The sequence below is a fragment of the Pseudomonas sp. FJ2-5-13 genome, assembly GCF_029201605.1.
Taxonomy (GTDB): Bacteria; Pseudomonadota; Gammaproteobacteria; order Pseudomonadales; family Pseudomonadaceae; genus Aquipseudomonas; species Aquipseudomonas lactis.
This window is the reverse complement of the sequence record NZ_CP104045.1, coordinates 775,642-795,610: the sequence shown is the minus strand read 5'-3', so window position 1 is coordinate 795,610 and position 19,969 is coordinate 775,642. Positions and strand designations below refer to the sequence as shown.

Below are 19,969 nucleotides of genomic sequence, written 5' to 3'. Positions count from 1 at the left end.
ATAGAAGGAGAAATCAGTCGATCTTGTTCAGCACTTCGCCGACCGCGTCAAACAGACGGTCCAGGTCCTGCGGCTTGCTGTTGAAGGTTGGCCCGAACTGCAGGGTGTCGCCGCCAAAACGCACATAGAAACCGGCCTTCCACAGCGCCATGCCGGCTTCGAATGGGCGCACGATGGCATCCCCATCACGCGGGGCAATCTGGATAGCACCGGCCAGGCCGTAGTTGCGAATGTCGATCACATTCTTGCTGCCCTTCAAACCGTGCAGCGCATTCTCAAAGTGCGGTGCGACTTCGGCTACGCTCTGCACCAGGTTTTCTTTCTGTAACAGGTCCAATGCCGCCAAGCCCGCCGCGCAAGCCACCGGGTGCGCCGAGTAGGTGTAGCCGTGGGGGAATTCCACTGCGTATTCCGGCGTCGCCTGGTTCATGAAGGTCTGGTAGATCTCGCTGCTGGCAATCACCGCGCCCATCGGGATAGCGCCGTTGGTGACTTGCTTGGCGATGCACATCAGGTCCGGGGTCACGCCGAAGCTGTCAGCACCGAACATCGAGCCGGTGCGGCCAAAGCCTGTGATCACTTCGTCGAACACCAACAGGATATTGTGCTGGTCGCAAATTTCGCGCAGACGCTTGAGATAACCCTGCGGTGGCACCAATACGCCAGCGGAACCGGCCATCGGCTCGACAAACACGGCGGCAATGTTCGACGCGTCATGCAGCTCGATCAGCTTGAGCAACTCATCGGCCAAGGCAATACCGCCCTGCTCCGGCATGCCCCGGGAGAAGGCGTTGCTGGCCAGCAAGGTGTGAGGCAGATGGTCAACATCCATCATCGCCTGGCCAAACAGCTTACGGTTACCGTTCACACCGCCCAGGCTGGTACCGGCGATGTTCACGCCGTGGTAACCCCGGGCGCGACCAATCATCTTGGTCTTGGTGGCCTGGCCTTTTAGGCGCCAGTAGGCCCGCACCATCTTCACCGCCGTATCGGCACATTCAGAGCCCGAATCGGTGAAGAACACATGATTGAGGTTGCCTGGGGTCAGGTCGGTGATCTTTTCCGCCAACTGGAAGGACAACGGATGACCGTACTGAAAGCCTGGGGAGTAGTCCAAGGTGCCCAATTGCTTGGCGACCGCTTCCTGGATTTCCTTGCGCGTATGCCCGGCGCCACAGGTCCACAGGCCCGACAACGAATCATAGACCTTGCGCCCCTTGTCATCGGTCAACCAGCTACCTTCAGCGGCCACGATCAGGCGAGGATCACGCTGGAAGTTGCGGTTGGCGGTGTAAGGCATCCAGTGCGCATCCAGCTTCAATTGGCTGGCCAGGGACGATGGGGCGTTTTCGGGCATGTTCATCAGCAAAACCTCGCAGGGCAAAAGGCAGCGTCGGGATTGAAAAAGCGTTGTTGCAGCTAAATTGCCACGGGGATAAAGTCGGTGAAATCCAACTCTTCTAACCTTCAGTCAGGACTTCACTAAACTATGAGCAGCCGTCGTCCCGACCCTTTGGCGCAAGTCAGTGACTTCGATATTCGCCTGCTGCGCATCTTTCGCAGCGTGGTGGAGTGCGGCGGCTTCTCGGCAGCGGAAACTGTCCTGGGCATCGGGCGCTCGGCCATCAGCCAGCAGATGAGCGACCTTGAGCAACGGCTCGGGCTAAGGCTGTGCCAACGCGGCCGCGCCGGGTTCTCTCTGACAGAAGAAGGCCGCGAGGTCTATCAGTCTGCCCTGCAACTGCTGAGTGCCTTGGAAAGTTTTCGTACCGAGGTCAACGGCCTGCACCAACATTTGCGCGGCGAGTTGATCATTGGCCTCACCGACAACCTCGTGACCCTGCCCCATATGCGCATCACTCACGCACTGGCGCAGTTGAAGGAACGCGGCCCGGACGTGCAGATCCAGATCCGCATGATCGCCCCCAATGAAGTGGAGCAAGGCGTACTCGACGGTCGCCTGCACGTCGGTGTGGTGCCCCAGGCCAGCGCATTGTCGGGCCTGGAATACCAGCCGTTGTACAGCGAACGCTCCTTGCTCTATTGCGCGGTCGGCCACCCGCTGTTTTACGCCGATAACAAGCAACTCGACGACGAACGCATCGACAGCCAGGACGCCATCGCCCCCACCTTCCGCTTGCCCGCGGAGATCCAGGCCCATTACCAGGCGCTCAACTGCACCGCCAGCGCCTCAGACCGTGAAGGCATGGCGTTCCTGATTCTCACCGGGCGCTATATCGGCTACTTGCCCGATCATTACGCCAGCCTGTGGGTACAACAAGGCCGACTGCGTGCGCTGAAACCGGCTACACGTTTTTACGATTTGAGCCTGGCATCGGTCACGCGCAAGGGCCGTCGCCCTCATTTGGTGCTGGAAAGTTTCCTTGAAAGCCTGGCCGCCACCCGCTAAATCGGGCGTTATATAAAAAGCTGAGCATCTGGACAGCTTTTTGCAAGGGCTCAAGGACCTTGAACCGTCCGCCTTGAGTTAACCCGCCATGCCTCCAGAATCCTCCAGCCCCAGCGACCTGATCTACGGCCTCAATGACCGCCCGAAACCACTGCCTGCTCTACTCGCGGCCTTGCAACATGTACTGGCGGCGTTCGTCGGCATCATCACGCCGCCGCTGATCATTGGCTCCACCCTCGGCCTCACCGCTCACTTGCCCTACCTGATCAGCATGGCGTTGATGGTTTCCGGCGTAGGCACCTTCATCCAGGCACGCAGGCCGTTTGGCATCGGTGCCGGCATGATCTGCCTGCAAGGCACCAGCTTTGCGTTTCTCGGCGCGGTGTTGTCAGCAGGCTTTCTGGTGAAGCAACGCGGTGGCAGCCCGGAAGACATTCTGGCGATGATTTTCGGCGTGTGCTTCTTCGGTGCGGCGGTGCAGATTGTATTGAGCCGCTTTATCGGCCAACTGCGCCGCGTGATCACACCACTGGTGACCGGCATTGTGATTACGCTGATCGGCATCAGCCTGATCAAAGTGGGCATCACCGACCTGGGCGGCGGCTTCAATGCACCGGACTTCGGCGCCCCCGCCAACCTGGCGCTGGGCCTGTTCGTGGTTTTGACGATCATCCTGCTCAACCGCTCGAATACGCCCTGGGTACGTTTGTCGGCCATCATCATCGGCCTGGCCCTGGGCAGCCTGGCGGCGTGGTTCAGCGGCAAACTTGTTCCCCAGGCTTTGCCTGACCTGCCACTGGTCAGCCTGCCTACGCCATTCCGCTTTGGTTTCAACTTCGATTGGAGCGCCTTCCTGCCGATTGCGCTGATTTATCTGATCAGCAGCATCGAAACTGTCGGCGACCTCACCGCCAATTGCATGATTGCCCGCCAGCCCATCAGCGGCCCTTCTTATATAAGCCGGCTCAAGGGCGGTGTCCTCGGCGATGGGGTGAGCTGCATGATCGCCGCCACCTTCAGCGCCTTCCCCAACACCACGTTTGCCCAGAACAATGGCGTGATCCAACTCACCGGCGTGGCCAGCCGTTACGTCGGTTTATACATCGGCGTGTTGCTGTTCTGTCTGGGCCTGTTTCCGCTGATCGGCGCTGTGCTGCAGCAAATCCCCAAGCCGGTATTGGGCGGTGCCACCCTGGTGATGTTCGGCAGCGTGGCCGCGGCTGGCGTGCGCATCCTCGCCCAGGCGCCGCTGGACCGACGCAGCATGCTGATCATCGCCACCTCGTTCGGCGTTGGCCTGGGTATCGCCGCGCAACCCAACCTGCTGCACCTGATGCCGACTCTGGTGCAGAACCTGTTCGACTCCGCCATCACCAGCGGCGGCATCACCGCCATTGTGTTGTGCCTGTTACTGCCGGAGGCCAAGGCAAGTACCGCCGCCGCAAACCACAGCCCGGAACGCGACAGCCTGGAACCGCTTTGACGGTTTTATTGCATCAGGACTTGTCTGAGGCTTGAGGGTGGGTTATCTGTGCACACGTCGTCTCTCTCGATCAGCACGGAAACCTCCATGAGCCTCGAAGTTCCTGCCCACAGCAACCACGCCGGTAAACCCGCCAGCCGCATTCGGCAAAAGAACGAACAAGCGATTCTCCAGGCTGCTGAAGATGAATTCGCGCGCCATGGCTACAAAGGCACCAGCATGAACACCATCGCTGCCAGTGCCGGGCTGCCCAAGGCCAACTTGCACTACTATTTCACCAACAAGCTGGGCCTGTACGTCGCGGTGCTGAGCAATATCCTCGAACTGTGGGACAGCACCTTCAACGCGCTGACCGCCGAAGATGACCCGGCCGTGGCGCTCGCTCGTTACATCCGCACCAAGATGGAGTTCTCGCGCCGCCAACCCCAAGCCTCGCGGATCTTCGCCATGGAGATCATCAGCGGCGGCCAATGCCTCACTGAATATTTCGGCCAGGACTATCGGGCCTGGTTCAGTGGCCGTGCCGCGGTGTTCCAGGCTTGGATCGACGCCGGCAAAATGGACCCCGTCGACCCCGTGCACCTGATTTTCCTGCTGTGGGGCAGCACCCAGCACTACGCTGACTTCGCCACCCAGATCTGCCGTGTTACCGGGCGCACCAAGCTGACCAAGCAGGACATGGAAGATGCTGGCACCAACCTGATCCATATCATTCTCAAAGGCTGCGGCATCAAGCCAGCCCTATAAACGAAGCGATCTATGTCTTTTACGCTCACCGGCTTTTGCGAGTTTCGTGAAGAAATACGCAAGAGCCGCTTTATCACCTTGGCGGCGCCGATTACCAGCCCGCAGGACGCCCAGGCGTTTTTCGAGCAGCACAGCGACCTCAACGCCACGCACAACTGCTGGGCCTGGAAGCTGGGCGATCAATACCGCAGCAGCGATGACGGCGAACCCGGTGGTACCGCCGGGCGCCCGATTCTTGCAGCCATCGAGGCCCAGGGCTTTGATCAGGTGGCCGTCTTGGTAATCCGCTGGTACGGCGGCATTCAACTGGGCACGGGTGGGTTGGCCCGCGCCTATGGCGGCGGGGCCAATAAATGCCTGCAGAATGCCGAACGCATCGAGCTGATCAGCCGCGTCCCCCTGAGCTGCGCCTGTGGCTTCTCCGAACTGAACCTGGTGAAGCTGCGTGTCGCTGAACTCGGCGGGCTTGTGGTGGAAGAAACCTTCACCGCCAACGGCGTGGAGCTGCAGCTCGCCCTGGGGGAGGCACACATCGACACCCTGCAAACCCAGCTCGCCGACCTGAGCCGTGGGCGCATCCTGCTCGAACGCTGAAACTGCTACTGTTATGCGCTGAACTCCCTGAACCGCGATTTCAAAGGAAGCCTTTCATGTCTACGCCAAAAACCGCACTGATCATCGGCGCCTCGCGCGGGCTGGGCCTTGGCCTGGTCAAGCAACTGCTCCAGGACGGCTGGGACGTGACCGCCACCGTGCGCGATCCGAACAAGGCCGATGCCCTGAAAGCCGTGGGGCCGGTGCAGATCGAGAAGTTGGATATGGACGATCAGCAAGCCGTGATCGCCCTGGCCCAACGCCTGAAAGATCGCACCTTCGACCTGCTGTTCGTCAACGCCGGCGTCAAGGGCCCGGCCAACCAGGAGCCCGGGCACGCGACCCTGGCGGAAGTCGGCCAGTTGTTCTTCACCAACGCCGTGGCGCCGATCAACCTGGCCCAGCGTTTTGTCGGGCAGATCCGCAAAGACACCGGCGTGCTGGCCTTCATGAGTTCGGTACTGGGCAGCGTGACCATTCCCGACGGCTCGGACCTGGCGCTGTACAAGGCCAGCAAGGCCGCCCTCAATTCGATGACCAACAGCTTTATCATGCAACTGGGCGAGCCCAAACCGACGGTGCTATCGCTGCATCCCGGTTGGGTGAAGACCGACATGGGCGGCGAAAACGCCCACATCGACGTCGAGACCAGCGTGCGCGGCCTGGTGGACCAGGTAAATGCCTACACCGGCAAAGGCGGCCATCACTTCGTCGACTACAAAGGCGACACCATCGCCTGGTAACCCCCAAACTGTAGGAGCGAGCTTGCTCGCGAAAAACGCCCAGGCACCGCGTCAAACCAGACTGCCCGCGTCATCCCTGACGATTTTTCGCGAGCAAGCTCGCTCCCACAGAGGTAGACTGCCCACCTCGCCCTCCCCGGCGACCCTGGATCAGCAGACAGGGCAACACTGAGCTGGCAAACCTGAACCCATCATTCAGAGGAGCCGGCCAATGCCTGCGACCCGTATCTGGTTAAAAAACCCCCTCGCGATTTTCACTGCCAATGGCCTCGATGCCCGTGGCGGCCTGGTGCTGCAAGACGGTGTCATCACCGAAGTGCTGGCCCAAGGGCAAGCGCCTGCACAACCCTGCGCCCAGGTGTTCGATGCCCGCGAGCACGTAGTGCTGCCTGGGCTGATCAACACCCACCACCACTTCTATCAAACCCTCACCCGCGCCTGGGGCCCGGTGGTCAACCAACCGCTGTTTCCCTGGCTGAAAACCCTGTACCCGGTATGGGCGCGGCTCACCCCGGAAAAACTCGCGCTGGCCAGCAAAGTCGCCCTGGCCGAGTTGCTGCTCTCGGGCTGCACCACGGCGGCCGATCACCATTACCTGTTCCCCGATGGCTTGGAAAACGCCATTGATGTGCAGGTCGAGACCGTGCGCGAACTGGGCATGCGCGCCATGCTCACCCGCGGCTCCATGAGCCTGGGCGAAGCCGATGGCGGCCTGCCGCCGCAGCAAACCGTGCAGCAAGGCCAGGTGATCCTCGACGACAGCCAGCGCCTGATCCGCGAATATCACCAGCGCGGTGACGGCGCGCAGATCCAGATCGCCCTGGCGCCGTGCTCGCCGTTTTCCGTCACCCCCGAAATCATGCAAGCCAGTGCCGAGCTGGCCAACCAGTTGGACGTGCGCCTGCACACCCACTTGGCGGAAACCCTCGATGAGGAAGATTTCTGCCTGCAACGCTTCGGGCTGCGTACCGTGGATTACCTCGACAGCGTCGGCTGGCTCGGCCCACGCACCTGGCTGGCCCATGGCATTCACTTCAACCCGGACGAAATCGAGCGCCTGGGCGCCGCCGGCACCGGCATCTGCCATTGCCCAAGCTCGAATATGCGCCTGGCCTCCGGCATCTGCCCTACCCTGGACCTGCTTGCCGCCGGCGCCCCCATCGGCTTGGGTGTGGACGGCTCGGCCTCCAACGACGCTTCGAACATGATCCTTGAAGCCCGCCAGGCCCTGTACATCCAGCGCCTGCGCTATGGCGCGGAAAAGATCACCCCCGAAGGTGTATTGGGCTGGGCCACCAAGGGCTCGGCGCAGTTGCTGGGGCGCACGGATATTGGCGAGTTGGCCATCGGCAAGCAGGCGGATCTGGCACTGTTCAAGCTCGATGAACTGCGCTTCTCCGGCAGCCACGATCCGATTTCAGCGCTGCTGTTGTGCGGTGCGGATCGAGCGGATCGAGTAATGGTCGGCGGCAAGTGGCGGGTGATCGACGGCCAAGTCGAAGGGCTGGATCTGAAAGGCTTGATCGCGGATCACAGCCAGGCAGCGCGCCAGTTGATCGCGGGCACCTAAGCCAGGCACCAATCAAAATGGGAGAGCGGGCTTGCTCGCGAATGCGCTGTGTCAGTCAGTACATCTGTGACTGAACCACCGCATTCGCGAGCAAGCCCGCTCCCACATTGGGTCTGCGGCGCCTTTCAAATCGGGTTACAGCCCCAACAGCGACAGCATGATAAAGGTCGCAAACAACACAAAATGCGTCATCCCTTCAATCGCATTGGTTTCACCATCGTTGAGGTTGATCGCGCTGACGATCAGCGTGATAAACACCATCACCGTTTGCACCGGCGTCATCGCCATCTGGAACGGCTGCCCGGTATAGAGCGCCATGGCTTCCATCACCGGCACCGTCAGAATCACCGTAGACAACGAAGCCCCCAGCGCGATGTTGACCACCGACTGCATGCGGTTAGCCAACGCGGCGCGCAGTGCCGTGAGGATTTCCGGCGCGGCCGAAATAGCCGCCACCACAATCGCGGTAATCACCGGTGGTGCGCCTGTGCCTTCCAGGCCCAGGTCGAGGGTCTTGGACATCACCTCGGCCAACGCGCCAATCACGATCACCCCAAACACCAGGGTCGCAATGGAAAACGTCAGGCTGACAGACGGCGCGTGCTCGTCTTCGGGCTGTTTCTTACGGCGTTTTTCCGGGTAGCTGTAGCTGAAGAAATAACTGTGCGGCCCCACCTGCATGCGCAGGAACAAGGTGTAAAGCACCACCATCGCGCCAATGGTGAAGGCCGAGTAAATTTTCCAGTCGGCTTCGGGGATAAATTCCGGCACCACCATCGACACACCCATGGCGGTAAGGATCATCACGCTGTAGGTGCGCGCCGAGTCATCGTTGTAGGACTGCTCACCATGCTTGATGCCGCCCATCAGCGCAGCCAGGCCGAGGATACCGTTGATATCGAGCATCACCGCCGAGTAAATGGTGTCGCGCACCAGGGTGGGCGATGGTTCGTTGCTCATCATGATCGCCAGGATCACCACTTCCACCAATACAGCGGCGAGGGTCAGGATCATGGTGCCGTAGGGGTCGCCGACTTTTTCCGCCAACTGCTCGGCGTGATGAGCCACGCGCATCGATGCCATCACGATAAACGCGATCAGCGCGAAGCCGGCCAGCAGCGCGACCAGTTGGCCGCTGTGGAGCATCCAGTGTTCCAGCGGGTAGGCGGCGATGGCGGCAATCAGCGCCAGCAGCATGAATTTTTCTTGCTTGAGGGATGTGAGCATTCCGGGCCTTTTCGTACAGCGAATCAGTCATTGATGGGGTACAGACTGCGCCGAGCCGCTAACGTTTCGTTACACCTTAGTTCAGGTCACCCTTGCATGAGTGACAGAAATACTCTCCTGCTGGTCAGGTTTTGCCGATTATTTCAGCCATGGCCTGTAGAATGCCGCCATTGCACCTGATGAGATTTTAAAAATGTACGATTGGCTCAACGCCCTGCCCAAGGCTGAATTGCACCTGCACCTGGAAGGCTCGCTGGAGCCTGAGCTGCTGTTCGCCCTGGCCGAGCGCAACAAGATTGCGCTGCCGTGGAACGACGTCGAAACCCTGCGCAAGGCCTACGCCTTCAACAACCTGCAAGAGTTTCTCGACCTGTATTACAAGGGCGCCGATGTGCTGCGCACGTCCCAGGACTTCTACGACCTGACCTGGGCCTACCTGCTGCGCTGCAAAGCCCAGAACGTGATCCACACCGAACCCTTCTTCGATCCGCAAACCCACACCGACCGTGGCGTGCCGTTCGAAGTGGTGCTCAACGGCATCGCCGCTGCACTCAAAGACGGCGAGCAGCAACTGGGCATCACCAGCGGTTTGATCCTCAGCTTCCTGCGCCACCTGAGCGAAGACGAAGCGCAGAAAACCCTCGACCAAGCGCTGCCGTTCCGTGACGCGTTCGTGGCCGTAGGCCTGGACAGTTCGGAAATGGGCCACCCACCGAGCAAGTTCCAGCGCGTGTTCGACCGTGCCCGTCACGAAGGCTTTTTGACCGTGGCCCACGCCGGTGAGGAAGGCCCGCCCGAGTACATCTGGGAAGCCATCGACCTGCTGAAAATCCAGCGCATCGACCATGGCGTGCGCGCCATCGAAGACGAGCGCTTGATGCAGCGCATCATCGACGAGCAGATCCCGTTGACCGTGTGCCCGCTGTCCAACACCAAGCTCTGCGTGTTCGACGACATGGCCCAGCACAACATCCTCGACATGCTCGAACGTGGCGTGAAGGTCACCGTGAACTCGGATGACCCGGCGTACTTCGGCGGCTATGTCACCGAGAACTTCCATGCGCTGTACACCAGCCTGGGCATGACCCAGGACCAGGCCAAACGCCTGGCGCAGAACAGCCTGGATGCGCGGTTGGTCAAGCCATAACCGGTAATCATTGGATGAGCGCGGGCTAAATGTGGGAGCGGGCTTGCTCGCGAAGGCGGTATACCAGTCTACAACTGCATCGACTGACACGCCGCCTTCGCGAGCAAGCCCGCTCCCACACTGGTTTTGCATGGTTCTTTAGATTTCGCTGAGCTCTTCCAGGGTCTTGCCCTTGGTCTCCATCCCAAACACCCACACCACCAGTGCCGCCACCGCAAAGCACAGCGCGCCCAAGGCAAATACCCCGCCCTGCCCGGTTATCGGGAACACCAGCCCGGTCACCAACGGCCCGAGCAACGAGCCAACCCGCCCAATCGCCGACGCAAACCCCGAGCCGGTCGCACGTGCCGAGGTGGGATACAACTCCGGCGTGTAGGTGTACAGCACCGCCCACATGCCAAACAGGAAGAACTGCATCAACAACCCCGAGGTGATCAGCAGGCCCACGTTGCCGCCAAACACTGCGCTCTGCCCATACAGAAACGCCATCACCCCGCCGCCCAATAAGGTCACCACGCACACGGGCTTGCGCCCCCAGCGCTCGACCAACCACGCGGCCATCAAAAAGCCTGGGATCCCGCCCAGGGAAATGATCACCGTGTAATACACCGACTGGGTCACGGCGAAACCCGATTGCTGCAACAACGCACTCAACCACGACGTCAGCCCGTAGAACCCGAGCAGGGCGAAGAACCACACACTCCAGATCATCATCGTGCGTTGGCGGTATTGCGCCGACCATAGTTGCTGGAACGCGGAGAAAAACGTCCCCGGCGCACTCTCGATGCGTGGCAAGGCGATCGGCTCCGGCAAGTCGGCGCGGCCCAGGGAATCGCGCACCTTCTGCTCGATACCCAGCAAGACCTTGTCCGCCGCCTCATGGCGCCCAGCCTGTTCCAGCCAACGCGGCGACTCCGGGATAAAGAAACGGATAGCCAACACAAACACCGCCGGTATCGCCAGCACCAGGAAGATGTCGCGCCAGCCAATTACCGGCAACAAGAAGTAAGACAACACGCCCGCGGCCACAAAACCCAACGGCCAGAAGCCATCCATCAAGGCGATGTAACGCCCGCGTCGCTTGGCCGGAATCAGCTCCGACAGCATCGACTGGGCAATGGGAAACTCCATGCCCATGCCAATGCCCAGCAAGATCCGGAACAACGTCAGCGTCTCCACCGTCTGCGCCGTGGAACACAGGTAGCTCGCCAGGCCCCAGAGTACGATGCTCCACTGGAACACCGGCTTGCGCCCGAAGCGATCAGCAAGCATCCCGGACAGCGAAGCGCCCACCACCATGCCGAAAAAACTCGAACTGGCCAGCAACCCGGCCTGGGCCGTGCTCAGGCCAAACTCGGTTTTGATCGAGCCCAACAGGAAGGTCATCATCGCCAGGTCCATGGAGTCGAAAAAAAACGCCAGGGCGATGATGATGAAAATGATTCGGTGGTAACCGCTGATGGGCAACCGTTCCAGGCGTTCCGCCGCGCTATAACCCTGCCTACCCATGCCGCACCCCTCGTATGAAAAATCCCCTTGGCGAGTGTGCGGCATCGTTTGCGCCGGCTATTGCTGGATGCGACCTGACAACACCTGAGAACGACGCCAACGCCTGTAGGAGCGAGCTCGCTCGCGAAGATCGTAAACGTTAACGCGTAGCCTCTGGATAAAACGCGGCGCACTCACGTTTTTCGCGAGCAAGCTCGCTCCTACAGTTTGGCGATGCGGGCTATGTGCTCAAGCCCCACATCAGTAACAGACAAAGCCCGAGATTCGTTGATCACGCTGATCCAGTTCGCCTGCAGAAACAGCTGCATCAAGCCCGCCCCCAACGCACCGCCCAGGTGGGGTTGTTGCTGGCTCCAGTCGAAGCAGTCGCAGGCCAGCGGCGAAGCCAGTGCCTGGGTGAAAATGCCCAGTTCCGCCAACGCCTGCACACCCTTGGGCGTCACTTCGGTACGCGGTTCATAGCGCTCGATCCATCCGGCCTCCAGCATCCGTTGATACAGCTGCGCCGCCAGCTCGCCGCCGAGGTGGCCGTGGCACCAGCGGGCGCGGCGCAGCAACGGCGGTGCCCGCAGCGCCGGCGGCAACACATCCGGGGTGCTGCGGGCCGCGCTGGCCATGGTGGTGCTGGCCAACGCATCGATGGCGGCACTGACATCGGCGGCTGCTACCCGAAACAGGCGCTGGCCCCGCCGCGCTTCGATCCGCAACAGGCCGCTGCCGGTCAGCCGCGCCAAATGAGCATTGGCTGACGCTGGCGACAACTCGGCCAGAGCCGCCAGTTCTTCTGAAGACTTCGCCGAACCGTCCATCAAGGCCCAGAGCATGGCCGTGCGTTTAGGCTCGGCGAGCAAGCTGGCGATCTGACTGATGCAAGGTGCTGCTCCCATGTATTCACTCCCTGTTAAACCATTTTTTCTGCTGCGGTTGACGCCCAAGTATAGGTGCGCAGGCAATAGGTTCCGCGGCGTCTGACAGTGCAGATCAGGACAGGATATGAGTGAAACTTCCGAGCGTGGCGCAGGCTATTGCCGAGAACCCATTCACCCCGGTCGCTGCGCGGTCAATGTCGCACAACGGGATACGAGCATGTCCCGCAGCAGGTTGATGGGTTTACTCAATTGCGCACGGTGGGCGCACAGCAAGTTGAGCGGTGTGCGCTCGCCCTGCAGTTCCGGCAGGATCAAACGCAAGCGCCCGGCCAGCACATCAGTGCTCACATCCAGCCACGACTTGTAGGCTATGCCCATGCCCGCTACCGCCCAGCGGCGCACCACATCGGCGTCATCGCTGAAGCGATCGCCGCTGACCGTCAGGCTCACATGGCGCTTGCCATCGTAAAAACCCCAATGGTCGTGGACGCGGCTGCCAAGCATGTACAGCAGGCAATTGTGCTGGGCCAGTTGCTCCAGATGGCGCGGCTCGCCATGCCGGGCGAGGTAACTGGGCGCGGCGCAGAGTACGCGAATATTGTCCGGGGCGATGGGCAGCGCAATCAGGCTGGAGTCTTCGGGCTCGCCGTAGCGCAGGGCAATGTCCACGGGCTGGCGGAACAGGTCGGCGATGCGATCACCGAGCAACAGGCGCACGTTCAGTTGCGGGTGCTCCTGCTGGAAGGCGTCCAGCCACGGCAGCAGCTGGTTGCGGCCGAAATCCGAAGGTGCCGACAATTGCAACACACCACTGACGTGATCCTGGCCACTGGCCAATAGGCGCCGCCCTTCATCCAGCGCGCTCAGTGACGCCCGCGCATACTCCAGGAAGCCCTCGCCTTCGACCGTCAGACGCAGGCTGCGGGTTGAGCGCGCCAGCAAGCGCGTGCCCAGTTGCTGTTCGATACGCTTGAGCGCGGCGCTGGCCACCGCCGGCGACAAGTCCATGACCCGCGCCGCGGCCGACAAGCTACCCAAGTCTGCGGCCCGCACAAACAACTGCAAATCATCAAAACGCAGCATGCATTCCCGCTCATTATCAATATTTGGTTGAAACAGCCTGCTGTTTTAGCCGCTTTTATCGGCGTGGGAAATAGCCAATCATCTGCCCATCCCGTTAGCCCGTGCCAGGAGTCGACTATGTCCACCGCTTTTAATGTCATCGCCACGCTGATCGCCAAACCCGGCCAGCACGCCACCCTGGAAACCCTGCTGCGCGGCCTGCTGGAACCGACCCGCCTGGAAGCCGGTTGCGAGCAGTACGACCTGCACCAGGACCTGCAACACCCCGAGACCTTCTACATGCTCGAGCGCTGGAGCGATGACGCGGCGCTGGCCGACCACGACCAGAGCGCGCATATCCAGAGCTTTCGCGCCCAGGCCGCCGATGTGATCGAACACTTCGAACTCAAGCGCCTGAAATTTCTCGCCTGATCCCGCCTTTTTTCTGTAGGAGCGAGCTTGCTCGCGAAAACCTAAAGACCGACGCGTTAAACCAGAAACACCGCGTCATTGTTAACGCTTTTCGCGAGCAAGCTCGCTCCTACCTTGACCGTATTCACTTGGAGCCATCATGAAAGCCATCGCCTACTACACCTCACTGCCGATCAACGATCCCAAATCCCTGCAAGACATCGAACTGCCCGCCCCCGTGGCCGGCCCCCGTGACCTGTTGGTGGAAGTCAAAGCCATCTCGGTCAACCCGGTGGATACCAAGGTGCGCCACAACGTTGCCCCGGAAAATGGCGCCGCCAAGGTGCTGGGTTGGGACGTGGCCGGGGTGGTCAAGGCGGTCGGCAGTGACGTGACGTTGTTCAAGGCCGGCGACAAGGTGTACTACGCCGGCTCTCTGGTACGCCCAGGCGGTAACAGCGAACTGCACACCGTGGATGAACGCATCGTCGGCCATATGCCCAAGAGCCTGGGGTTTGCTGAAGCGGCCGCATTGCCGCTGACCGCCATCACCGCGTGGGAGCTATTGTTCGAACGTTTGCAGGTGGTTGAAGGCAAAGACGATCAAGGCCAGAGCCTGCTGATCGTCGGCGCTGCCGGTGGCGTGGGGTCGATACTGACTCAACTGGCTAACCAGCTCACGGCGCTGAAGGTCATCGGCACCGCCTCACGCCCCGAGACCCAGGCATGGGCCAAGGCCCTGGGCGCACACCTGGTGATCGATCACAGCCAACCGCTGAGCGAAGCGTTGAAACAGGCCGGTCACGGGCAAGTCACCCACGTTGCCAGCCTGACCCAGACCGAGCATCACCTGGACCAACTGGTCGAAGCGCTGCAACCCCAAGGCAAGCTGGCGTTGATCGACGACCCCAAGGCCTTGGATGTGAGCAAGCTCAAGCGCAAGAGCCTGTCGCTGCACTGGGAGTTCATGTACACCCGCTCGATGTTCGAGACCCCAGACATGATCGAGCAGCACAACCTGCTCAACCGCGTGGCCGAGCTGATCGACGCCGGCACCCTGAAAACCACGGTAGGCGAGCACTTCGGTGTGATCAATGCGCAGAACCTGCGCCGCGCCCACGCCCTGCTGGAAAGCGGCAAGGCCAAGGGCAAGATCGTGCTGGAAGGGTTCTGAAAAAACGGCTGTCAGTGTCGTCCGTTACTCACGTAGGTAATGGACGACACCATTAGTCCGAGAGTTGATCCTTGTCATATCTATGCGCCCGTTCAGGTTTATATTGGCCGCCTTTGCCACGATTCTTTTACGTGAGGAAGTCAGCAATGAAAATCCTGATAAAAGCGTTAGCAAAATCTCCCGGCAGCCAATGGCAAGTTCGTCTCGACGGCGAGGCCATCAACTTCCGCAGTGAGGCCGAGGCCCGCGCCTTCGCCGACACGCTACAAGCCCGGATCCAGGCGCCCCATCGCTTCCCTCTCAACCAGCACCGTTCCGCTGGCTGAGCCGAACTTCAGACCTGCGCCTGTACGGCCCTTGCCCGTTGCAGGCGCTGGGTCGCCATGGCAATGGTCACCGCCAGCACACCGCAGAGGCTGATGACCATGGCCATCGGCATCGCCGTGCCGTCGTGCAACACGCCGACCAACGACGCCGCGCCTGCCGCCACACCGAACTGAATGCAACCGAGCAACGCCGACGCGCTGCCGGCCCGCGCGCCCTGCCCGCTCATGGCACAGGCCGAGGTATTCGGCAAAATACAGCCCAGGCTGGCGATGCAGATAAACAGCGGCACCAGCAACGGCCATAGCGCCTCGGTGCGCAACGCGGCAATTCCCAACAGCGTCAACGCCGCCGCCACGTACACCCACACGGTGCGCGACAGCAAAAACGCCGGGCCGCGCTTGGCGAGCAATCTTGCGTTCAGTTGCGCCACCAGGATAAAGCCCGCGGCGTTGGAGCCGAACAACCAGCCGTAATGCTCGGCCGGCACGCCGTAGAGCTTGATAAACACGAAGGGGGAACCGGCGATGTAGGCAAACATCCCGGCAATCGAGATACCGCCGGTCAAGGCATAGCCCAGGTACACCCGGTCTGACAGTAGCGAGCCGTAGCGGCGCAACGAGCCCGACAACGGCTGGCGCGGCTGATCGGCCGGGAAGGTTTCCGGCAACCCGACCGCCACGGCGATGGCCGCCATCACGCTGAACAACGACAACGCCAGGAAAATCGACTGCCAGCCCCACACGCCGACCATCAGGCCACCGGCCAATGGCGCCAGGATCGGGGCCAGGCCGGTCACCAGCATCAGTTGCGAATACACCTTGGCCGAGCCCACGGCATCGCATTTGTCGCTGACCACCGCCCGGGAAATCACCATACCCGCACACCCGCCAAGGGCCTGCACGAAGCGTGCACCAATCAGCCATTCCAGGGACGGCGCATACGCACAAGCGAAAGACGCGAGGGTAAACAGGGTGACACCGCTGAGCAGCGGCACGCGCCGGCCAAAGCGGTCGGCCAGCGGCCCGTAGATCAATTGACCAATGGCCAGGCCCGCGAAATACACGGCCAGGGTCAGTTGGATATGTTTTTCGTCGGTGGCGAAGGCCGTGGCCATTGCCGGAAAGCCCGGCAGGTAAAAATCGATCGCCAACGGCGCGAAGGCGCTCAAGGCGCCCAGAATCAGGATTATGCGAAGGTTCATCAGACACCCAAGTGAGTCGGCAGCTCAACAGTCTAGCCGCGCTTGGGTGCCATGAACATTACGTTAGGTGGCTAACGATCAGAAAAATCACGCCAGCTTGGCGCTGTAGCCTTCCTCAGTGATCAGACCGATCACTTGGTCCGAGGACAGACCGCTTGCCACCCGCACTTCTTTGGCCTTCAAATCGACCTCCACACTCGCCGCAGGATCCTGGCTCTGTACCGCCTGGGTCACCGCTTTAACGCAATGGCCGCAGGTCATTCCTTCAACGCTGAATATTTGCATGACATGACTCCTTTGATGAGGTTGGGCCCAGTGTCGAGCTTGCCATGATGGCAAGGTCAAGTTCTCAGTATTTCTGCCGGGCTGGTATTCGGCGGCGACGTCGGCCAAGCTTCAACCTTCCTTGCTGTGAACCACGGAGCATTCGCCATGCGCTGGTTGTTTTTTGCCCTTGCCGGCCTGATGAGCTTGCCTGCCGCTGCGCCCCAGGCCATCGCTGCTGAAGATTATGCGGTGCTGATTATTTCCCGCGAACGCCTGGAAGTGCCGACCTACTGCGAGATCGGCCTGTATATCCAGGACCAACTCGCCGGGCGTCTGTTCCAGGAACAGGCCACTTCATTCAATCTTCCCCCCGGCGATACGTCGCTGCGCCTGAAGCTTTTGCCGGGCCAAGCTGCAGGCTGTCTGCCGGGCCTACTCGCGCCACGTGCGCAGAACATCACCTTGAAAGCCGGTGACGTACGCAAATTACGCATTGCCCAGGGCCCGGACGGCATGTACCTCAAAGCCGCCGCATTGGAATACTGAAGGGGCTTGACCTTCCCCACAGGTTAAGGTTGATCCTAGTGGCAACTTCTCTTGGAGGACTGCCCCATGAATGGATCCACCACCTTTGACCTGCCCATCGGCGGCATGACCTGTGCCAGCTGTGCCGGGCGGGTCGAACGCGCGCTGGGCAAGGTGCCGGGCGTGCAACGTGTCAGCGTCAACCTGGCCAATGAACGCGCGCACATCGAAGTACAGGGCCAGATGGACCCCAGCGTGCTGATCGCCGCCGTCGACAAGGCCGGCTACACCGCCACCCTGCCCCAAAGCGAAACCGCCACCGACGCCGATCAAGCCCGACGCCTGCGCCGCGAGCGCTGGTCACTGGTGGCGGGCATTCTGCTGGCGTTGCCTTTGGTGCTGCCAATGCTGGTAGAACCTTTCGGCCTACACTGGATGCTCCCCGCCTGGATACAGTTTGCCCTGGCCACCCCCGTGCAATTCATCCTGGGCGCGCGCTTTTACGTCGCCGCGTGGAAAGCCGTGCGTGCCGGCGCTGGCAATATGGACCTGCTGGTGGCGATCGGCACCAGTGCCGGCTACGGCCTGAGTATCTATGAATGGCTCACCGCCGCCCCAGGCGTGACGCCGCACCTGTACTTCGAAGCCTCGGCGGTGGTGATCGCCCTGGTGCTGCTGGGAAAATACCTGGAAAGCCGCGCCAAGCGCCAGACCGCCAGTGCCATTCGCGCCCTTGAAGCCTTGCGTCCGGAACGGGCGATTCGCGTGCAGGACGGCCGCGAAGAAGACGTCGCCATCAGTGCGTTGAAGCACGGCGACCTGGTGCTGGTCAAACCCGGCGAACGCTTCCCGGTGGACGGTGAGGTGGTGGAAGGCCAGAGCCATGCCGATGAAGCGCTGATCAGCGGCGAAAGCCTGCCGGTGCCCAAACAACCCGGCGACGCGGTCACCGGTGGCGCCATCAACGGTGAAGGCCGTTTGCTGGTGCGCACCCTGGCCCTGGGCGCGGAAAGCGTGCTGGCGCGCATCATCCGCCTGGTCGAAGACGCCCAGGCCGCCAAGGCACCGATCCAGAAACTGGTGGATAAAGTCAGCCAGGTGTTCGTGCCGGCCGTGCTGGTATTGGCGCTGATTACCGTGGTGGGCTGGTGGCTGTACGGCGCCTCCCTGGAAACCGCCATCATCAATGCGGTGGCCGTGCTGGTGATTGCCTGCCCTTGTGCCTTGGGCCTGGCCACGCCGACCGCGATCATGGCCGGCACCGGCGTCGCCGCACGCCACGGCATTCTGATCAAGGACGCCGAAGCCTTGGAGCGCGCCCATGCCGTGAGCGCCGTGGTGTTCGACAAGACCGGCACCCTCACCTCCGGCGCACCCAACATCGCGCATTTGGCGGCCGTGGATGGCAACGAAGCCCTGTTATTGCAACAGGCCGGCGCCTTGCAACGCGGCAGTGAGCACCCACTGGCCAAGGCCGTGCTGGATGCTTGCCGCGAAAGAGGTTTGGACGTGGCCGATGTGAGCGCCAGCCAATCCCTCACCGGGCGCGGCATTGCCGGTACGCTCGACGGTCGGCCATTGGCCCTGGGCAATCGCCGCTTGCTGGAAGAAACCGGCCTGAACGCAGGCGATTTAGGCCCGCGTGCCAAGGAATGGGAGGCCGAAGGCCGCACCTTGTCCTGGCTGATCGAACAAGGCGCGCAGCCCCGCGTGCTGGGGCTGTTTGCCTTTGGCGACACGCTCAAGCCCGGCGCGTTGCAGGCCGTGCAACAACTCAAGGCGCAGCACATCAGCAGCCACCTGATCACTGGCGATAACCACGGCAGTGCGCGGGTGGTGGCCGAGGCCTTGGGCATCGACGATGTGCATGCCGAGGTACTGCCCGCCTACAAAGCCGCTGCCGTGGCCGAGCTGAAAAAAACCGGCGTGGTGGCCATGGTCGGTGACGGCATCAACGATGCGCCCGCCCTGGCCGCTGCCGATATCGGCATCGCCATGGGCGGTGGCACCGACGTGGCCATGCATGCCGCCGGTATCACCTTGATGCGTGGCGACCCGCGCCTGGTGCCGGCCGCCCTGGAGATCAGCCGCAAGACCTACGCGAAAATTCGACAGAATCTGTTCTGGGCCTTTGTGTATAACTTGATCGGCATTCCCCTGGCCGCCTTCGGCCTGCTCAACCCGGTACTGGCTGGCGCCGCCATGGCCTTGTCCAGCGTCAGCGTGGTGAGTAATGCGTTGTTGTTGAAAACCTGGAAACCCAAGGACTTGGAGGATCAACGCCCATGAACATCGGCCAAGCCGCCCGCACCAGCGGGCTAAGCGCGAAGATGATTCGCTACTACGAATCCATTGGCCTGCTGAAAACCGCCCACCGCACCGACAGCGGCTACCGGGTGTACGGCCACGATGACCTGCACACTCTGACGTTCATCAAGCGCTCGCGGGACCTGGGGTTTTCACTGGAAGAGGTCGGCAAGTTGCTGACCCTATGGGAGGACCGCCAGCGAGCCAGCGCCGACGTAAAAGCCTTGGCGCGTCAGCACATCGACGAGCTCAATCACAAGATTCGCGAGTTGGGGCAACTGCGCGATACCTTGCAGGATCTGATGGAACACTGCCAGGGCGATCATCGACCCGATTGCCCGATACTCAAGGAGTTGGCGGCGGGCAACTGCTGCGCCTGACTGGACAAACACAAAA

Annotated in this window: 20 protein-coding genes; 13 read left to right on the top strand and 7 right to left on the bottom strand. The window is 61.5% G+C overall.

The features are described 5' to 3' along the window. Positions 1–13: 13 nt before the first annotated feature. Positions 14–1,363 carry an aspartate aminotransferase family protein gene (locus N2A98_RS03420; protein ID WP_003188272.1) on the bottom strand — a complete coding sequence of 450 codons (1,350 nt, stop codon included), beginning with the start codon at positions 1,361–1,363 and terminating at the stop codon, positions 14–16. A gap of 126 nt (positions 1,364–1,489) precedes the next feature. Here N2A98_RS03420 and N2A98_RS03415 point away from each other — a divergent pair, with 126 nt between their 5' ends. The 6 genes from N2A98_RS03415 to N2A98_RS03390 all read left to right on the top strand — a co-directional run bounded on the left by N2A98_RS03415 (position 1,490) and on the right by N2A98_RS03390 (position 7,547). Continuing rightward, positions 1,490–2,410, top strand: coding sequence for a LysR family transcriptional regulator (locus N2A98_RS03415; protein ID WP_003188270.1), 921 nt, complete (start codon positions 1,490–1,492; stop codon positions 2,408–2,410). 88 nt (positions 2,411–2,498) lie between these two features. Continuing rightward, positions 2,499–3,893 carry a nucleobase:cation symporter-2 family protein gene (locus N2A98_RS03410; protein WP_044275478.1) on the top strand — a complete coding sequence of 465 codons (1,395 nt, stop codon included), beginning with the start codon at positions 2,499–2,501 and terminating at the stop codon, positions 3,891–3,893. Between the two features lie 87 nt (positions 3,894–3,980). Next, a complete protein-coding gene (locus tag N2A98_RS03405) occupies positions 3,981–4,640 on the top strand; it encodes a TetR/AcrR family transcriptional regulator (RefSeq protein WP_003188268.1) in 660 nt (219 codons plus the stop codon). Between the two features lie 12 nt (positions 4,641–4,652). Continuing rightward, on the top strand, positions 4,653–5,234 hold the full coding sequence (locus N2A98_RS03400) for a YigZ family protein (RefSeq protein ID WP_044275476.1): 582 nt from the start codon (positions 4,653–4,655) through the stop codon (positions 5,232–5,234). Positions 5,235–5,290: 56 nt separating this feature from the next. Then, positions 5,291–5,977 (top strand): SDR family oxidoreductase, encoded by a 687-nt coding sequence (locus N2A98_RS03395; RefSeq protein ID WP_275623020.1) that lies wholly within the window; start codon positions 5,291–5,293, stop codon positions 5,975–5,977. Positions 5,978–6,188: 211 nt separating this feature from the next. Further along, positions 6,189–7,547: an 8-oxoguanine deaminase gene (locus N2A98_RS03390; protein ID WP_044275474.1), complete on the top strand. Its 1,359-nt coding sequence runs from the start codon at positions 6,189–6,191 to the stop codon at positions 7,545–7,547. Between the two features lie 135 nt (positions 7,548–7,682). Here N2A98_RS03390 and N2A98_RS03385 read toward each other — a convergent pair whose 3' ends face one another. Continuing rightward, positions 7,683–8,774, bottom strand: a complete 1,092-nt coding sequence (locus N2A98_RS03385) for a calcium:proton antiporter (RefSeq protein WP_003188263.1) — start codon at positions 8,772–8,774, stop codon at positions 7,683–7,685. Between the two features lie 193 nt (positions 8,775–8,967). Between N2A98_RS03385 and N2A98_RS03380 the strand changes: the two genes are divergently transcribed. Further along, complete coding sequence (locus N2A98_RS03380) at positions 8,968–9,921, top strand: adenosine deaminase (RefSeq protein ID WP_003171521.1); 954 nt, start codon at positions 8,968–8,970, stop codon at positions 9,919–9,921. Positions 9,922–10,059: 138 nt separating this feature from the next. On the opposite strand, the gene N2A98_RS03375 is transcribed toward N2A98_RS03380, so the two are convergent. The 3 genes from N2A98_RS03375 to N2A98_RS03365 form a co-directional block, all read right to left on the bottom strand. Continuing rightward, on the bottom strand, positions 10,060–11,430 hold the full coding sequence (locus N2A98_RS03375; RefSeq protein ID WP_044271176.1) for an MFS transporter: 1,371 nt from the start codon (positions 11,428–11,430) through the stop codon (positions 10,060–10,062). Positions 11,431–11,630: 200 nt separating this feature from the next. Next, positions 11,631–12,317 (bottom strand): helix-turn-helix transcriptional regulator, encoded by a 687-nt coding sequence (locus N2A98_RS03370; RefSeq protein WP_047712493.1) that lies wholly within the window; start codon positions 12,315–12,317, stop codon positions 11,631–11,633. A 153-nt stretch (positions 12,318–12,470) separates the two neighbouring features. After that, a complete protein-coding gene (locus tag N2A98_RS03365; RefSeq protein ID WP_275623019.1) occupies positions 12,471–13,382 on the bottom strand; it encodes a LysR family transcriptional regulator in 912 nt (303 codons plus the stop codon). A gap of 117 nt (positions 13,383–13,499) precedes the next feature. On the opposite strand from N2A98_RS03365, the gene N2A98_RS03360 reads away from it, so the two are divergent. From N2A98_RS03360 to N2A98_RS03350, 3 genes are all read left to right on the top strand, one after another. Next, positions 13,500–13,793 carry a putative quinol monooxygenase gene (locus N2A98_RS03360; RefSeq protein ID WP_032893727.1) on the top strand — a complete coding sequence of 98 codons (294 nt, stop codon included), beginning with the start codon at positions 13,500–13,502 and terminating at the stop codon, positions 13,791–13,793. A gap of 139 nt (positions 13,794–13,932) precedes the next feature. Next, positions 13,933–14,946, top strand: a complete 1,014-nt coding sequence (locus N2A98_RS03355; protein ID WP_275623018.1) for a zinc-binding alcohol dehydrogenase family protein — start codon at positions 13,933–13,935, stop codon at positions 14,944–14,946. 146 nt (positions 14,947–15,092) lie between these two features. After that, positions 15,093–15,272: a hypothetical protein gene (locus N2A98_RS03350; RefSeq protein ID WP_078802428.1), complete on the top strand. Its 180-nt coding sequence runs from the start codon at positions 15,093–15,095 to the stop codon at positions 15,270–15,272. A gap of 8 nt (positions 15,273–15,280) precedes the next feature. Here the strand turns inward: N2A98_RS03350 and N2A98_RS03345 are convergent, their stop codons facing one another. Together N2A98_RS03345 and N2A98_RS03340 are read right to left on the bottom strand one after the other, a co-directional pair. Then, positions 15,281–16,474: a multidrug effflux MFS transporter gene (locus N2A98_RS03345; RefSeq protein WP_003188248.1), complete on the bottom strand. Its 1,194-nt coding sequence runs from the start codon at positions 16,472–16,474 to the stop codon at positions 15,281–15,283. Positions 16,475–16,561: 87 nt separating this feature from the next. Further along, complete coding sequence (locus tag N2A98_RS03340) at positions 16,562–16,759, bottom strand: cation transporter (RefSeq protein WP_032893730.1); 198 nt, start codon at positions 16,757–16,759, stop codon at positions 16,562–16,564. Positions 16,760–16,906: 147 nt separating this feature from the next. On the opposite strand from N2A98_RS03340, the gene N2A98_RS03335 reads away from it, so the two are divergent. The 3 genes from N2A98_RS03335 to cueR all read left to right on the top strand — a co-directional run bounded on the left by N2A98_RS03335 (position 16,907) and on the right by cueR (position 19,953). Further along, positions 16,907–17,287 carry a hypothetical protein gene (locus N2A98_RS03335; protein WP_044271168.1) on the top strand — a complete coding sequence of 127 codons (381 nt, stop codon included), beginning with the start codon at positions 16,907–16,909 and terminating at the stop codon, positions 17,285–17,287. Positions 17,288–17,353: 66 nt separating this feature from the next. Then, positions 17,354–19,555 carry a heavy metal translocating P-type ATPase gene (locus N2A98_RS03330; protein WP_047712490.1) on the top strand — a complete coding sequence of 734 codons (2,202 nt, stop codon included), beginning with the start codon at positions 17,354–17,356 and terminating at the stop codon, positions 19,553–19,555. Further along, on the top strand, positions 19,552–19,953 hold the full coding sequence (cueR, locus tag N2A98_RS03325; RefSeq protein WP_003188242.1) for a Cu(I)-responsive transcriptional regulator: 402 nt from the start codon (positions 19,552–19,554) through the stop codon (positions 19,951–19,953). Before N2A98_RS03330 ends, cueR begins: the two co-directional genes overlap by 4 nt. Positions 19,954–19,969: the final 16 nt, after the last annotated feature.

Coding starts and splice junctions, on each gene's coding strand:
- N2A98_RS03420 (WP_003188272.1), bottom strand. CDS start 1,363: ATGAACATGCCCGAAAACGCCCCATCGTCCCTGGCCAGCCAATTGAAG.
- N2A98_RS03415 (WP_003188270.1), top strand. CDS start 1,490: ATGAGCAGCCGTCGTCCCGACCCTTTGGCGCAAGTCAGTGACTTCGAT.
- N2A98_RS03410 (WP_044275478.1), top strand. CDS start 2,499: ATGCCTCCAGAATCCTCCAGCCCCAGCGACCTGATCTACGGCCTCAAT.
- N2A98_RS03405 (WP_003188268.1), top strand. CDS start 3,981: ATGAGCCTCGAAGTTCCTGCCCACAGCAACCACGCCGGTAAACCCGCC.
- N2A98_RS03400 (WP_044275476.1), top strand. CDS start 4,653: ATGTCTTTTACGCTCACCGGCTTTTGCGAGTTTCGTGAAGAAATACGC.
- N2A98_RS03395 (WP_275623020.1), top strand. CDS start 5,291: ATGTCTACGCCAAAAACCGCACTGATCATCGGCGCCTCGCGCGGGCTG.
- N2A98_RS03390 (WP_044275474.1), top strand. CDS start 6,189: ATGCCTGCGACCCGTATCTGGTTAAAAAACCCCCTCGCGATTTTCACT.
- N2A98_RS03385 (WP_003188263.1), bottom strand. CDS start 8,774: ATGCTCACATCCCTCAAGCAAGAAAAATTCATGCTGCTGGCGCTGATT.
- N2A98_RS03380 (WP_003171521.1), top strand. CDS start 8,968: ATGTACGATTGGCTCAACGCCCTGCCCAAGGCTGAATTGCACCTGCAC.
- N2A98_RS03375 (WP_044271176.1), bottom strand. CDS start 11,430: ATGGGTAGGCAGGGTTATAGCGCGGCGGAACGCCTGGAACGGTTGCCC.
- N2A98_RS03370 (WP_047712493.1), bottom strand. CDS start 12,317: ATGGGAGCAGCACCTTGCATCAGTCAGATCGCCAGCTTGCTCGCCGAG.
- N2A98_RS03365 (WP_275623019.1), bottom strand. CDS start 13,382: ATGCTGCGTTTTGATGATTTGCAGTTGTTTGTGCGGGCCGCAGACTTG.
- N2A98_RS03360 (WP_032893727.1), top strand. CDS start 13,500: ATGTCCACCGCTTTTAATGTCATCGCCACGCTGATCGCCAAACCCGGC.
- N2A98_RS03355 (WP_275623018.1), top strand. CDS start 13,933: ATGAAAGCCATCGCCTACTACACCTCACTGCCGATCAACGATCCCAAA.
- N2A98_RS03350 (WP_078802428.1), top strand. CDS start 15,093: ATGAAAATCCTGATAAAAGCGTTAGCAAAATCTCCCGGCAGCCAATGG.
- N2A98_RS03345 (WP_003188248.1), bottom strand. CDS start 16,474: ATGAACCTTCGCATAATCCTGATTCTGGGCGCCTTGAGCGCCTTCGCG.
- N2A98_RS03340 (WP_032893730.1), bottom strand. CDS start 16,759: ATGCAAATATTCAGCGTTGAAGGAATGACCTGCGGCCATTGCGTTAAA.
- N2A98_RS03335 (WP_044271168.1), top strand. CDS start 16,907: ATGCGCTGGTTGTTTTTTGCCCTTGCCGGCCTGATGAGCTTGCCTGCC.
- N2A98_RS03330 (WP_047712490.1), top strand. CDS start 17,354: ATGAATGGATCCACCACCTTTGACCTGCCCATCGGCGGCATGACCTGT.
- cueR (WP_003188242.1), top strand. CDS start 19,552: ATGAACATCGGCCAAGCCGCCCGCACCAGCGGGCTAAGCGCGAAGATG.